This is a genomic window from Methylocystis heyeri (assembly GCF_004802635.2).
Taxonomy (GTDB): Bacteria; Pseudomonadota; Alphaproteobacteria; order Rhizobiales; family Beijerinckiaceae; genus Methylocystis; species Methylocystis heyeri.
On sequence record NZ_CP046052.1, the window covers coordinates 383,827 to 398,709 of the forward strand.

The 14,883-nt window shown below is 61.1% G+C and carries 10 protein-coding genes and 1 tRNA gene; 4 read left to right on the forward strand and 7 right to left on the reverse strand.

The annotated features are described in order from the left end of the window. The first annotated feature begins 13 nt into the window (after positions 1-13). The 3 genes from H2LOC_RS01680 (at position 14) to H2LOC_RS01690 (ending at position 5,147) form a co-directional block, all read left to right on the forward strand. Complete coding sequence (locus H2LOC_RS01680) at positions 14-1,630, forward strand: SagB/ThcOx family dehydrogenase (RefSeq protein WP_136494810.1); 1,617 nt, start codon at positions 14-16, stop codon at positions 1,628-1,630. After that, positions 1,627-3,339 (forward strand): AAA family ATPase, encoded by a 1,713-nt coding sequence (locus H2LOC_RS01685; RefSeq protein ID WP_136494811.1) that lies wholly within the window; start codon positions 1,627-1,629, stop codon positions 3,337-3,339. Before H2LOC_RS01680 ends, H2LOC_RS01685 begins: the two co-directional genes overlap by 4 nt. A gap of 296 nt (positions 3,340-3,635) precedes the next feature. After that, positions 3,636-5,147, forward strand: a complete 1,512-nt coding sequence (locus H2LOC_RS01690; protein WP_136494812.1) for a hypothetical protein — start codon at positions 3,636-3,638, stop codon at positions 5,145-5,147. 453 nt (positions 5,148-5,600) lie between these two features. Here H2LOC_RS01690 and trxA read toward each other — a convergent pair whose 3' ends face one another. Next, a complete protein-coding gene (gene trxA / locus H2LOC_RS01695) occupies positions 5,601-5,921 on the reverse strand; it encodes a thioredoxin (RefSeq protein ID WP_136494813.1) in 321 nt (106 codons plus the stop codon). A gap of 853 nt (positions 5,922-6,774) precedes the next feature. On the opposite strand from trxA, the gene H2LOC_RS01700 reads away from it, so the two are divergent. Continuing rightward, the gene (locus tag H2LOC_RS01700) at positions 6,775-7,074 is read left to right on the forward strand and encodes a hypothetical protein (protein ID WP_154331539.1); all 300 of its coding nucleotides are present in this window, start codon (positions 6,775-6,777) and stop codon (positions 7,072-7,074) included. Positions 7,075-7,328: 254 nt separating this feature from the next. Here H2LOC_RS01700 and H2LOC_RS01705 read toward each other — a convergent pair whose 3' ends face one another. The 6 genes from H2LOC_RS01705 to clpX all read right to left on the reverse strand — a co-directional run bounded on the left by H2LOC_RS01705 (position 7,329) and on the right by clpX (position 14,789). Next, positions 7,329-8,864, reverse strand: a complete 1,536-nt coding sequence (locus H2LOC_RS01705) for an acyl-CoA carboxylase subunit beta (protein WP_136494814.1) — start codon at positions 8,862-8,864, stop codon at positions 7,329-7,331. 114 nt (positions 8,865-8,978) lie between these two features. Beyond that, a complete protein-coding gene (locus H2LOC_RS01710; RefSeq protein ID WP_246206941.1) occupies positions 8,979-9,656 on the reverse strand; it encodes a COG3904 family protein in 678 nt (225 codons plus the stop codon). Positions 9,657-9,725: 69 nt separating this feature from the next. Beyond that, positions 9,726-9,801, reverse strand: a tRNA-Val gene (locus H2LOC_RS01715). Between the two features lie 144 nt (positions 9,802-9,945). Then, a complete protein-coding gene (locus H2LOC_RS01720; RefSeq protein ID WP_136494815.1) occupies positions 9,946-10,227 on the reverse strand; it encodes an HU family DNA-binding protein in 282 nt (93 codons plus the stop codon). 403 nt (positions 10,228-10,630) lie between these two features. Then, positions 10,631-13,054 (reverse strand): endopeptidase La, encoded by a 2,424-nt coding sequence (gene lon / locus H2LOC_RS01725; RefSeq protein ID WP_136494816.1) that lies wholly within the window; start codon positions 13,052-13,054, stop codon positions 10,631-10,633. Between the two features lie 469 nt (positions 13,055-13,523). Continuing rightward, positions 13,524-14,789: an ATP-dependent Clp protease ATP-binding subunit ClpX gene (gene clpX, locus H2LOC_RS01730; protein WP_136494817.1), complete on the reverse strand. Its 1,266-nt coding sequence runs from the start codon at positions 14,787-14,789 to the stop codon at positions 13,524-13,526. Positions 14,790-14,883: the final 94 nt, after the last annotated feature.

The following is a 14,883-nucleotide window of genomic DNA, read 5'->3' on the forward strand; positions in this document are numbered from 1 at the left end:
GCCCGCAGCAATCATGACCAATCAGGACAATGATGGACTGCCGCAGGATATCCGCGGCTATCACCAGCGCACCAAACATGCGCCCAACCGCTACGCCCTCGGTCCGGCTTTTCTGGATTGGACCTCGCAGCCCTCGCCTTACCGTCGGTTTGAAGGCGCGCCGCTTTTGGAGCTGCCGCTTTCGGACGGCGACGGCGGTCCGTCCTTTCCGGGGCCGGCGCAAAGGCCGGAAAAGCTCGACGCCGACTCGCTGGGCCTTTTCTTCGAACTCGCCTTCGGCCTCAGCGCGTGGAAAAGCGTGGAGGGCTCGACCTGGGCGCTGCGCAACAATCCTTCGAGCGGCAATCTGCATCCCACCGAAAGCTGGATCGTAATGAACGCCGTCGAGGGCGTTTCGGATCGCCCTGCGGTCTATCATTACGCGCCGCAGGAGCACGCGCTGGAGACGCGGGCGGCTTTCGACGGCGCGGCGGCGGCGCCTTCGGGCGGCTTTCTTCTCGGCCTGACCTCGATCCCCTGGCGTGAGGCCTGGAAATATGGCGAGCGCGCCTTTCGCTATTGCCAGCTCGACGCCGGCCACGCCATGGGCGCTGCGGCCCAGAGCGCGGCTGCGCTGGGGTGGCGCCTGCGCGCGCTCTCTTATCCCTCGGACGACGAGATAAGCGCGCTATTGGGCCTTGCTCGCGCCGACGCCGCACATCGACGCGAGCCGGAACATCCCGAGCTTCTGGCATGGGTGGAAACCGGCGAGAGTTCCGCGAGCCTTCCCGAAATAGAATCCCTTGCGGCCGCCGGGAGGCAATGGTTCGGCGAGGCCAACCGGCTCAGCGAGGACCATGACGGCTGGCCGCTGGTGGATCTCGCGTTCAGGCTTTGCCGCAAGCCGCGCAGCCGGCCGCTGATCCAGCCGCCGGCTGGCCCGTCTGCGGCTCCGGAGGCGGGCGCCCGTTCCATCGCGGATGTGGTTCGCACGCGTCGGAGCGCCCAGCGCTTCGACGGAACTTCCATCCTTCCCAAGGACGCCTTCTGCGCGATGCTCGCCGCGACCGCTCCGGGAGCCGCGCCGTTGCTCTCCGCCTTTCCCTGGACGCCGGCGCTCGCTCTGCTGTTGTTCGTGCACCGGGTCGAAGGGCTCGAGCCCGGACTATATCTCTATCCCCGCAACGCCTCTCTGGGCGATCGGCTGCTCGCCGCCGGTTCTCCGTCTCTCCAGCGCGCGCCGGTCGATTTCGGCGGTCTGTCCCTGATCCGATTGCAATCGGGAAGCGTCGAGCGAGAGGGGACGCGGCTTTCCTGCCTGCAGCCCATTGGCGGGAAGGGGTGTTTCAGCCTGGCGATGATCTCCGATTTCGACGCCGTCGTCACGGCCGAGGGCGGCTTCGGATACCGCCGCCTGCATTGGGAGGCCGGGCTCATCGGCCAGGCGTTGTATCTCGGCGCCGCCGCCCATGGATTTTCGGGAACCGGCATAGGCTGCTTCTTCGACGACGAGGTCCACGGGCTGCTCGGCCTCGGCCCCGAACAGAGCGCCTTTCAGGATGTCTACCATTTCACCGTGGGCGCAGCGGTCGAGGACGCGCGCATTCTGACTTTGCCACCTTATCCTCGAGAAAGACGGATGCGGCGATGAACATTCAAATCGAACGGGCGCATGTGGAAGCGCTGATCGAAAAATTCCCCGCTCATTCGGGGTTGGCCGATCAGTTGCGGTTCAGCGATCGCATCGAGGTCGATTTTGCGCATCTTTCTGCGCAGGAGCTGGATTTCCTGGAGGAGCGCTATCGTCTGGCGGGACCGGACATGCGGGCCAAGGCCGCCCAGCTTTCGACCCTGCGCGCGGCGTTGCTGGCCGGCGAAAAAAGATATGCGGCGGGCGAGCTCGAGGACGCCTTTCCAGCGCTGGTCAGGCATCTCGCCGCGAACGCCATCCGGGGCTGGCTGTTCACCGCGAGCATCGCGAGCAAGCCTCTTCCTTATGTCATCACGCGCTTCGATTACGTGCCGGCGTCGAACGACGAGGCCGGCAAGATTCTGATCGAACTCAAGGCCAACGCCAAGGGCGTGCTGCAGAGCAGCGCCATACGCATCGTGGCGGGCGACATCGCCGGGCGCACCATCAGCGAGATACTGGCCGGGAAAGGCTATCTGCGGGAGACGCCGGCGCTGCTCGAAGCCTTCGACGCCGCATCGGAAATCTATTTCGACTGGCGCGGGCGCTACGGCGGCCAGTTCACCGGGAAGGGCACGGGCTTCCATGCCGAGGACCCCAACGCGTCCCATCGCGACACCGACTGGGCGCGAAAGGATGTGGTGGTGCTTTCGACCAGCGGCGGCGACGCCCGGCTGGTGAACGACGAGGCGATTCTCTCAGCCCGCAGCCTCACTCTGGAGACCCCCGGCGACGTGCTTGGGCACTTCCTGCGCAAGGCCTCGAAGAGCAACCGTTTCGCGGCTGAAGACGAGGTCGCCGAGCTCGCGGGCGAGCTGCCCAAGGACCTCTTCATACGAGTCCCCGTGCATCCGTACATACTGATGTTTCACCTCGATCTGCATCACCATGTCTGGGTGCATGTCGACGAACTGGCGCTTTACCGCTATCAGCCCGAGCTCAAGAAGAAGCTGGTGCTGCCTCCCGAGCAGACCGATCTCATCGACATTCTGACCGCCGAGATGGATGTGCTGATGGATGATATCGTGGCCGGGAAATCCGGCGGGACCACGGTGCTCTGCGCCGGGCCGCCCGGCGTCGGCAAAACCCTGACGGCGGAAGTCTATTCGGAAATCATCCAGCGCCCTCTGTATCGCGTTCATTCCGGCCAGCTCGGGCTGAATGTGTCGACCATGGAGACGGCGCTGAAAGATATTCTCACCCGCGCCCAGCGCTGGGGCGCGGTCATGCTGATCGACGAAGCGGACGTCTATATCAAGCGGCGCGACGACAATATCGCCATGAATGCGGTCGTCGGCGTGTTCCTGCGCGTTCTGGAATATTTCAACGGCCTGCTGTTCCTGACGACCAATCGCGTCGACGACATCGACGAGGCGATCGTCTCCCGCTGCATAGCGCTGATCAAATATTATCCGCCGGACGCGGAAGCGCGGCGGCGCATCTGGAGCGTCATGTCGGAGCAGTTCGATCTAGAACTGTCGCATTCGCTCATAAACGAGCTGGTCTCGGCCTTTCCGCAGGCGAGCGGACGCGACATCAAGGGCTTGGCGAAGCTCGTCGCGAAATTCTGCCATCAGAAGCAGGTGAAAGCGGATATGGACGCCTTCCGGCGTTGCGCGATATTCCGCGGTCTCGACTTCGCGCGCGACGAGGCTTTCGAGGCGGCGTAGGACCGAACTGGCTCAGCGCTTCGACGTTCACCGGCGCCCTGTTCCGACGTAAAAGAGTCCGCCGCTCGAAGGCGCGGCGGGCTTTTTCGGGCGGGGGAAGGCGGAGCCGGAAAAAGCCGTCGCCGATTTGAAGGCGCTTCGCCAGGATCGGCGGAGCGGACCCTGCGTTACGGCGCCGTCTTGTCAACAATTCAAAACTCAAGGAAATTTCCAGGCGGAGCGGCGCTGTACGGCGAAATCCTAGTTTATGACGCCCCCTTTGATAACGGCGCGAAGCGCAGTTAGTGGAGGATAAAATGACCACTATTTCACGCACCATCGTTCATGCAGTTATTTTGTCGGTAAGCGCGGTTCATTCCTTGACCGCGAGAGCCGACGGCGGGCCGCCTTATCCGAGCGGTCCGAGCGTTTGGGTTCCGTTTGCGAACGCAACCCAGGTCGGAGATCCGTCAAAATATGTCAGCCCTCAAATCACGGTCGGGTTCAACAGTCCCAATGCTACCGACGTTCACCCGACGTTCATTGTCACGATGGACACCGGTTCAACAGGAATTATCGTAGGAAGTTCTTATTTCACTCCGCCGACAAACGGGACATTGGATCCGAGTTTTGTTGGTCCCGGGAGCGAAACGCTCACCAGCAGCGGTTTTCAATTCACCGGCGATTGGTATGAGACTACGATTAACTTATACGGCGCTTCGAACACCGTTGTTGCGAGTTCGACGGTGCCTGTTATGGCGGTAACCAAGGTTTCTTGCCTGCCGGATTCAAGAATTTGCGATCCAAATAACCTTCCTGCTGCAGCTGATACGCATTATTTTGGTATTGGTTTTTCTGGAGGGGCAGGACAGCCTCAAGGAACGCCTGATAAGAACGCTTTTTTGAATGTAACCAGTGTAACAGGGGAGACTTCAGTGCCTTCTCCTGGTTATATTTTATCGACGCAAGGTGTGCAGATCGGCCTGACGTCAAGCAATACGCAAGGTTTTAGCCTGATCAAACTGGAGCCGCTATTGGCGCCGAACGCCGCCCAATGGCAAATTGCCCCTGCATCTGCAAATGTGCTGACCGATTGGCAGCATGCGCGGGGAACGATCACGGTCAACGGAACCTCGGGAAGCGCCGGCATATTGTTCGATACCGGCGTTACGACAGGTTTCTTGACCCCACCCATAGGAGTGACGCCGCAAGTAGGAACGGGGCCCACAGGCGCCGAATGCAATGGGTCGACGCCGCCCAGTTGCGCCGTCAGCGGAACCAGTGTCAGGGTTTCTTTTTCGAATGGAACTTCGCCGGTAGCTTCATTCCAATATACTGTCGGCCCGAATAACGGGGCTCAAAACGGCAATCCCGTTTCGCCGTACGCTGTGTCGGTCGAGCGCAACGGCGCGTCTTTTTTGAACGCTACCGTTCGCTTTTTGCAGGGGTTCACTTATTTTTACGATGCAGCAAATGGTTTCATTGGCCTGAAAGCTACAGGTGAGACGCCGACCCAATTTGCCGCCAGCATCCCGTCCGCTATGGCTGTCGAAGGCGTTTTTCAATGCTTTTTCAGTTGGGCCGGGCCTAATTTCGTCTCTCCGCCGTCTCGGTGGTATGATCGATTGACGACGCCTAAATATAAATGGCCTTATACCTATATATACTACCAACATGATCAGATATACGTCGGAGTTTCTTCCGGCAATCTGGCTTCCGGCAATATTCCCGCTACGACATCCAACTCTGTATATACTCTGGGATCTGACGGGCAATATACGAATAGAGGCGCTCTATCCGATTGGTTGGCTGCTGCAGGTTGTCAGTAAGGTTTTCGCTTGATCCCCGGAACCTTGGTTTATCGGCTGGGATGAGGCCGGCAAAAAGGACCACATGGAAGCCCGCGTCGCGATCGTATCCGAGGCGAGCCATGAACGCTGGTGCGATGCGAGGCTTTTCAAATCCAAAGGGAGGCCACCGCCTCATCGGTGGCGGCTCCCTTTTTAGAGCATGTTCCCAAAAAGTGCGAAGCGGTTTTTGGAAAAGAACATGCTCCGTCAATGAGATTTGGAGTGCGTTCGAACGCGTTTAAACCGAACGCTCTCAAGCGCGTTGAAGCCCCTGGTTTGCGGGGGGCTTACTCTTCAAATCCAGGAAAAGATCGCAGACCGTTGCTGCGAAGCTGGGAGCTCACTCGCCGAGCGACCTCCAGTCGCGGTTCAAAAACAGCATCGCCAGCGCGTTGGGGCGCTGGCGATGGAAAATCTTGCGCCTTCCTGGCTTCACAGCGCGGAGGAAATCCACCGCATCAGCTCGCCCTTCGGCGCAGCGCCGACCTTCTGCGCCGCCGCCTTGCCGTCTTTGAACACGATGAGGGTGGGAATCGAACGGATTCCGAGCTTGCCAGCGACGTTCGGATTCTCGTCGATATTCAGCTTGACCACCTTCACCTTGTCGCCGAGCTCGGCGGCGATTTCCTCCAACGCGGGCGCGATAAGGCGGCACGGGCCGCACCATTCGGCCCAGAAGTCTACGACGACCGGCACCGTCGCTTTCAACACGTCTGACTCGAAGCTGGCGTCGGTAATTTTATGGGTGGTCATCTGGAAAGTTCCTCATGCATCGGTCTGGAACCTAGGAACGGTTGTCGGTTGCGTCAAGCGCCGGAGCGGCGAAGCAAGAAAAGTGCATCGGACCCGGAAATTCGGCGTTTTCGCTATGATTCTTGTGGCGTTCTGACGCATTGCGCATGATGCCCCGAGGGAGCATCGTGTTTATCTATCAGATGAGTGGAGGTCTCTATCGTAGCCCTACAAACACAAAGAGCGGGGACGGCGACTCGCCTCTCCCCACTCTTTGCTACCCGTCCTTAACCGGTCGTGACGTGAGTGGCTCGAGGTCTTAGCGCCCCTGATGCCACTACCGCAGGTTCGTGCAGGAACCTTTGCGGTCGCTTAAAACCGGCGTCCTCCCTGACTTGGACCGTAGCTGGGCGGTAAATCGCTCGACTTTGGCGTTCGAACGTTACCCAATCTACATGGCGAGCGCACAATATGACAAAATCTGGGCTGTGTCATTCGAATTGTGCAGGCTGCCGCAAAATGATGCGGATTATCGCATTTTGATGCAGCGGCTGGGTTGGCGGGGCTATCGGACCGGTTTGCGCGCGAGTTGCGGGAAACCCGGCGCCCGCGCTTGAACGCACTGATTGTGCGCGCTGTTTCTCGAAGACCCAGCATGTTTTAGGCAACGCCGCCTTCCAAAAGGCGCGCCTCAATATTGGTCCGCGCAGGAAATGTGTGACGCGCTGCGGGCGATTGGGGCCTGGGCGATCAGCTCTGGCGCTTTTGAGACAAACTCCTTGGTAGGAAGGCTGTTGAAGGCGGGAAAAACCCTTGCCTGCGTGAACAATTTTTCAAAATGTGGCGTTTTTGAGGCAGTCTGCTGCGGTGGTTAATGTTTTATCAACTGGGCAGCGGCGCCTATGCTGCGGCGGGCACTCCAGAATCGGCGCTCGTCAGCATTCTGGCTTCTGCGGCGAAAGCAAAACAATCGTCTTCCTCCCCCACGAATACGGCCAGCCCCAATGGGACGAGCGGGGGAAGTTCGCCATCCGATCCAAACTCGAAGCAGGTGGATGTGACGTGCGGGGTTTTGACCGTGACTTTCAAACCCACGACCCAATGCCCGCTTGCTTCCAAGCCTGCGCAAAAAGCCGAAGCCAAGGCGCCGAAGCCGAAACCCCTGAAGAAGTGAAAATCAGCCCGGGATTCGGCCCAGCGGGTGGATAACCGGGCGCGGGCTGTTCCTTCCCCGTGGCAGCTACCGCGTGCGGATATTTCGAAGTCTTCAGAGCCGCCGTGGCCGGGCTTGTCTTGGCCAGGGCGGCTCTTGGGAGAGATGCGTTACTCCGTCAGTCTTCGACGGGCCGGGGCGCCGGGAGGCGGGGCAGGGCGATTTTCTGGCCCTGTAACACCCGACGGCCTTGGGCGTTTCCCGCGCAGCTTTCGTCAAAGCGGGATGTTGTCGTGCTTCTTCCAGGGGTTTTCGAGCTTCTTGTGCCGTAGCAGCGCGAGCGCGCGGGCGAGGCGTCGGCGCGTGGCGTTCGGCATGATCACTTCGTCGATATAACCGCGCTCGGCCGCGACGAAAGGCGAAAGGAAGCGGTCCTCATATTCCTTGGTCCGAAGGGCGATCTTCTCGGGATCGCCGATGTCGGAGCGGAAAATGATCTCGACCGCGCCCTTGGCGCCCATCACGGCGATCTGCGCCGAAGGCCAGGCGTAGTTCATATCGCCGCGCAGATGCTTCGAGGCCATGACGTCATAGGCGCCGCCGAAGGCCTTGCGCGTGATCAGGGTCACTTTCGGAACGGTGGCCTCGGCATAGGCGAAGAGCAGCTTGGCCCCGTGCTTGATGAGCCCGCCATATTCCTGCGCCGTTCCGGGAAGGAAGCCGGGCACGTCGACCAGCGTCACGATCGGAATGTTGAAGCAGTCGCAGAAGCGGACGAAGCGTGCGGCCTTCTTGGAAGCGTCGATATCGAGGACGCCGGCGAGCACCATGGGCTGGTTCGCCACGAAACCGACCGTGCGGCCCTCGATGCGGCCGAAGCCGATCACGATGTTCTTTGCGTGCGCATCCTGCAGCTCGAAGAAATCCCCTTCGTCCACGATCTTGGAGATCAGCTCCTTCATATCGTAGGGCTTGTTGGGATTGTCGGGAACGAGCGTATCCAGCGACATGTCCAGCCGGTCCGAATCGTCGAAGCTGGGCCAGTCGGGGATTTCGTCGGTATTGGACGAGGGCAGGAAATCGATCAGCCGCCGCATCTGGAGCAGCGCCTCGACGTCATTGTCGTAAGCGCGGTCGGCGATCGAGCTTTTCGTGGTGTGGACCGAGGCGCCGCCGAGCTCTTCGGCGGTCACGGTCTCGTTGGTGACCGTCTTGACCACGTCCGGGCCGGTGACGAACATATAGCTGGTGTCGCGGACCATGAAGATGAAGTCGGTCATCGCGGGCGAATAGACGTCGCCGCCGGCGCAGGGGCCCATGATGACGGAGATCTGGGGAATGACGCCGGACGCCAGCACATTGCGCTGGAACACCTCGCCATAGCCGCCGAGCGCCGCGACGCCCTCCTGGATGCGGGCGCCGCCGGCGTCGAACAATCCGATGATCGGAGCCCGATTCTTGAGCGCCATATCCTGGAGCTTGGTGATTTTCTGCGCATGGGTCTCGGAAAGCGAGCCGCCGAAAACCGTAAAGTCCTTGGCGAAGACGAAGACGGCGCGTCCGTTGACGGTGCCCCATCCGGTGACGACGCCGTCGCCGGGGATTTTTTCGCCGCTGTCCATCCCGAAGTCGGTGCAGCGATGCTGCACGAACATGTCGAATTCCTCGAAAGAGCCGGTGTCGAGCAAGAGCTCGATGCGCTCGCGCGCGGTCAGCTTGCCGCGTCCATGCTGCGCTTCGATACGCTTGTGGCCGCCGCCGAGGCGCGCCGAGTCGCGCCGCTTTTCGAGTCCGTCGAGGATGTGCTTCATGGACGTTTCGCCTTAAATGTTTTAGGCGCCGTAAGCGCCGATTTTGGATTAGCGCATTTCGGCGAAAAGCGGAAACCCGCTTTTCGTGCAGAAAACGCTCCTGGGGGTCGGGGGCTACAGTTTCTGGGAGCCGAGCCGCCAGCGCGAGATTTCAGCTCTGGTCAGCACGTGAATGCGGTCGGGCGACGTGTGTTCGGCGAGGTTGATCAGGCTGGGGCTGACGCCCATCATCGAGCTGTAGCGCGCCAGCTTGTCGCGCATGTCCCCGTCGTCGAGATAGCGCTCACGCACGAAGCCCCCCGCCGCCAGGTCGAAGCTCGTCGTATAGTTGAACATGCGATGCACGCCGACGCGGCTCTGCGGCGGGATTACGCGCTTGCGCCCGCCCATCAAGGCATAGACGCAGGCGGAATAGCATCGCCCGGAGAACAGATCTCCATTCTGGGCGGTCGAAGGTCCCGGCCTCGCGACGACGACGGCCATGCCGAGGCTGCGGATGGTCTGGCCCAGTTCCATGGAGGCAGCGACGCGTCCCCCCGGCGAGTCGAGCAGCACGATGCCGTGAAGTTCGCCTCCTCCGATGTTTTCCCGGACGAAGCGGAGGAACTCCTCAGGGCTTCCTTCGCCGATCTCGCCCTCCGCAGAGATGACTTGAGGGCAGTGGGCTCCGCAGTGCCGGCCGCCGAGGGTCACGACCTCGAAATTCATGGCTTCGGCCTGAGCGGAGAATCCCAGCATCAGCAAAAACGCCAGAGCGAGCGGGCGGTAAATTTCGATAAAAAACTTTCCCATGCCCCTTCTCGCCGCATCCTCGCCGGTCGCGTGCAATCTTAGTGCTTAAGCGGCTTTCGCTCGCGGCCATGGTGGGCGGTGACGGGCTCGAACCGCCGACCCTCTCGGTGTAAACGAGATGCTCTACCAACTGAGCTAACCGCCCGTCGCGCGTTCCGCGCCCAAGAGACTTATCGGATGCCGGCGGACAAAAGCAAGTCTGGATCTCGCCAAGGGCCGCCGAAGGCGGCGCCCCCGGCGGCGGAACCTCGCGAGACTATTCGACCAGGCCTCGAAAGCGAAAGCGGCGTTATTTCTTGTTGAGAGCGGCCTTGAGAGTGGCGCCGGACTTGAAACGGGCGCTCTTGGAAGCCGGAATCTTGATCTCTTCGCCGGTGGCGGGATTGCGTCCCTTGCCCGCGGCGCGCTTCTTTACGGAAAAGGTCCCAAAGCCCACCAGCCGGACTTCCTCGCCCTTCTTGAGAGCCTTGGTGATCCCCTCGAGAACCGCGTCGAGCGCCGCCGCTGCGGCGGCCTTGGAGGTGTCGGTTGCGGCGGCGACGTGTTCGACCAATTCCAATTTATTGACCATGGCCTGTTCCTTTTTGTTCCTTTCACCGATTGCCGGAGCCCGCTGGACTCGGTTTCCCGCGGGCTGAGATCGAATCCCGGCGCCCAGTGCTCGCGGACGGTGAGCCCGAATCGCAGCAATTGCAAGGGCTCGGAGGCTGCTCAACGGCAAAAATCCCCGGAAAGCCGGGGAAATTTACGCTATCGCGTCACTTTTATCCCGAGAAACCCTTGATTTGGCGCGTATTGCGCTGCGCCAATTTCTTCGCAACGCAAAAAAACCCGTCCCGCCGGGAGGGCGGAACGGGCCAATTCTACGGGCTTCCGACGTTCCCGTCGGGCGCGATTATTCGCCTGTCTCTCTCTTTATGCCGCGCAGGCCGATCGCCGCCCCGGCGCAGAGCATCCGGAGCAAGCGCGGCGGATCAGTGCGCTCGCACTCCGGAAGCGTCTTCGTCGCCCTTGTGCGACGAGAGGGCCGCCGGCGGTTCGTGCCAGACGATAGGCGTCGGCTGCGAGACGAGAGCGTGAGCCAGGACTTCCTCCATACGGGAGACCGGGACGATTTCGAGCCCGCTCTTGACGTTTTCGGGAATGTCCGCGAGGTCCTTCGCGTTTTCTTCCGGGATCAGAACTTTCTTGAGCCCGCCACGCAAAGCCGCAAGGAGCTTCTCCTTCAATCCGCCGATCGGCAGCACGCGCCCGCGCAAGGTGATTTCACCCGTCATGGCGATTTCCCGGCGAACCGGAATCCCGGTCATGACCGAGACGATGGCGGTCGCCATGGCGACGCCCGCCGACGGACCGTCCTTGGGCGTCGCGCCTTCCGGCACATGGACGTGGATGTCCCTGCGGTCGAACAGCGGCGGCTCTATGCCGAAATCGACGGCCCGCGAGCGCACATAGGACGCGGCCGCGGAGATCGATTCCTTCATCACGTCGCGCAGGTTGCCGGTCACGGTCATGCGGCCCTTGCCGGGCATCATCACGCCTTCGATGGTCAGCAACTCGCCGCCGACTTCGGTCCAGGCGAGGCCGGTCACTGCGCCGACCTGATCCTCGAGCTCCGCTTCGCCGTACCGGTATTTCGGCACGCCGAGATAGTCGGAGATATTGGCGGCGGTGACGACCACGTGCTTCACATCCTTGGAAAGCAGCAGCTCCTTGACCGCCTTGCGCGCCAGATTGGACACTTCGCGTTCGAGATTGCGGACGCCCGCCTCACGCGTGTAGCGCCGGATCAGAACCTTCAGGGCGTCGTCCTCGACGGTCCATTCCTTGGGTTCGAGGCCGTGCTTCTTGATCGCGCTGGGAATGAGGTGCTTGCGCGCGATTTCCGCCTTTTCGTCCTCGGTGTAGCCGGCGATGCGGATGATTTCCATGCGGTCCATCAAGGGCGCCGGAATATTCAGCGTATTGGCCGTGGTCACGAACATCACGTTCGAGAGATCGTAGTCGACCTCGAGATAATGGTCGTTGAACGAAGCGTTCTGTTCGGGATCGAGCACTTCGAGCAGCGCAGAGGAGGGATCGCCCCTGAAATCCATGCCCATCTTGTCGATCTCGTCGAGCAGGAACAGCGGATTCGAGGTCTTCGCCTTGCGCATCGACTGAATGATCTTGCCGGGCATCGAACCGATATAGGTGCGTCGATGGCCGCGAATCTCCGCCTCGTCGCGCACGCCGCCTAGCGACATGCGCACGAACTCGCGCCCAGTAGCCTTGGCTATGGATTTGCCGAGCGAGGTCTTGCCGACGCCGGGCGGTCCCACAAGGCACAGGATCGGGCCCGCGAGCCTGTTGGCGCGGGTCTGCACAGCCAGATATTCGAGGATGCGCTCTTTGACCTTGTCGAGGCCGAAGTGATCGGCGTCGAGGATTTCCTGAGCCTGCACCAAATCCTTCTTGACCTTGGAGCGCTTGCCCCACGGGATAGAGAGGATCCAGTCGAGATAGTTGCGCACCACTGTCGCCTCGGCGGACATGGGCGACATCTGGCGAAGCTTCTTGAGTTCGCCTGTCGCTTTGTCGCGCGCTTCCTTCGACAGTTTCGTGTTCTTGATGCGCTCCTCGAGCTCGGCGAGATCGTCCTTTCCGTCCTCGTCGCCGAGTTCCTTCTGGATCGCCTTCATCTGCTCGTTGAGATAATATTCGCGCTGCGTCTTCTCCATCTGGCGCTTGACGCGGGTGCGAATGCGCTTCTCCACCTGCAGCACGGAGATTTCGCTCTCCATCAGCGCCAGACACTTTTCGAGCCGCCGCGAGACGTTCACCGTTTCGAGCACGTCCTGCTTGTCGGAGATCTTCACCGAGATGTGCGAAGCCACGGTGTCGGCGAGCTTGGAGAAATCCTCGATCTGCGTGACCGCGCCGACGATCTCGGAAGAAACGCGCTTGTTCAGCTTCACATAGCTTTCGAATTCCGACACGACGGAGCGGCCGAGCGCCTCCACTTCGACCGGATTGTCGATTTCATCGCTCAGAACTTCGGCGTCCGCCTCATAGAAGTCGTCGGAACGGGAATACTGACGCACTTTGGCGCGGCTCTGACCCTCGACGAGCACCTTGACCGTGCCGTCGGGCAGCTTCAGCAGTTGCAGAACGGTCGCGAGAGTCCCGATCGCGTAAATGGCGTCCGTCGCGGGATCGTCGTCGCCGGCGTTTTTCTGCGTCGCCAGAAGTATCGGCCTGTCGGTCCTCGTGACTTCTTCGAGCGCCCGAATCGATTTGTCCCGCGCTACGAAAAGCGGCACGATCATATGGGGAAAAACGACAATATCGCGCAAAGGCAGGACCGGAAAGCTCTCGACCGTTCCTGGTGCGATGGCTCCGCGCTTTTCACTCGTCATCTGCTATTCCTTAAGGTTCTCGCCGCGACTTGGACGCGACTCGACGAAGCAAACTTCACGCCGTAGCGCGTCTGGTGCTCACTGTCTGCTTCGACGCGACCCATGACGCTCCTTGGGGAGGGTTATGCTCGGGGACTTCATTACGCAACAGATGGGTGGCGCCGGGCGTGTTTCAAGATTGTCAGGCCACCGGCTCACCGCGGGCTTGGCGCGCCCCGGCGGTCGCCTCAGGCTTCACGCATGCGCGAACGCTTGACGCTCCGCTCACCCGATAGTCCTTTTTACGCGCTCTCGTTCAGGCGACAGACTGCCGCGACGAGAAAATGCTTCGGTCTCGCTCGTCGGAAGCGACAGCCATGCGCTGCGTCTCGGCGCGTCGGCCCGAGACGTCGCTCCCGCGTCCGTAAAGAGGCGCCCGGTTTCATCCGTCGCTCGAAGCTCGACGGTTGTGCGGGCGCCCGGTGCGCAATCACGCGCTGGCGCCGGCCTTCTCGGAGCGTTCGGCGTAGATATACAGTGGACGCGCTTTGCCTTCGACCACCTCGGGACCGATCACCACTTGCTCGACGCCTTCGAGACCGGGCAGATCGAACATGGTGTCCAGCAATATGCCCTCCATGATGGAGCGCAAGCCGCGCGCGCCGGTATGGCGCTCGATCGCCTTCCGCGCGACGGAGGAGAGGGCCTCGTCCTGGAAGGTGAGTTCGGTGTTCTCCATTTCGAACAGCCGCTGATACTGCTTGACCAGGGCGTTCTTCGGCTCGGTGAGGATGCGCTTCAGCGCTTCCTCGTCCAGGTCTTCCAGCGTCGCGATCACGGGCAGTCGGCCGACAAATTCGGGAATGAGGCCGAACTTGAGCAGATCCTCGGGCTGAACCTGACGGAATATGTCGCCGGTGCGACGCTCGTCGGGCGCCTGCACCGTCGCGCCGAAGCCGATGGAGGTGCTGCGTCCGCGGGAGGAGATGATCTTCTCGAGCCCGGCGAAAGCGCCGCCGCAGATGAACAGGATGTTGGTCGTATCGACCTGAAGGAATTCCTGCTGCGGGTGCTTGCGTCCGCCCTGAGGCGGCACCGAGGCGACCGTGCCTTCCATTATCTTGAGCAGCGCCTGCTGGACGCCTTCGCCGGAGACGTCGCGGGTGATCGACGGATTGTCGGACTTGCGCGAAATCTTGTCGATTTCGTCCACATAGACGATGCCGCGCTGGGCCCGCTCGACGTTGTAGTCGGACGCCTGGAGCAGCTTGAGGATGATGTTCTCGACGTCCTCGCCCACATAACCGGCTTCCGTGAGCGTGGTCGCATCCGCCATGGTGAAGGGGACGTCGAGGATGCGGGCCAGGGTCTGGGCCAGCATGGTTTTGCCGACGCCCGTGGGCCCGATCAGGAGAATGTTGGATTTCGCGAGTTCGACGTCGCCGTGCTTGGTCGCGTGATTGAGGCGCTTGTAGTGGTTGTGCACGGCCACGGACAGCACGCGCTTGGCCTGGGCCTGGCCGATCACGTAATCGTCCAGAACCTTGCAAATCTCGCGGGGGGTAGGGATGCCGTCCCTCTGCTTGACCAGCGCCGTCTTATTTTCTTCACGGATTATATCCATGCAGAGTTCGACGCATTCGTCACAGATAAAGACCGTCGGTCCGGCGATAAGCTTGCGCACCTCATGCTGGCTCTTGCCGCAGAACGAGCAGTAGAGCGTGTTCTTGGAGTCGCTGCTGCCGACCTTGCTCATGTTTTTCTCCCGATCAATTCAGCCCGCGCGGCGAATCGAACCAACCATAACTGTTACCAGACGCCCGCCTAACAAATGGTGGAAGGGGCGCCGC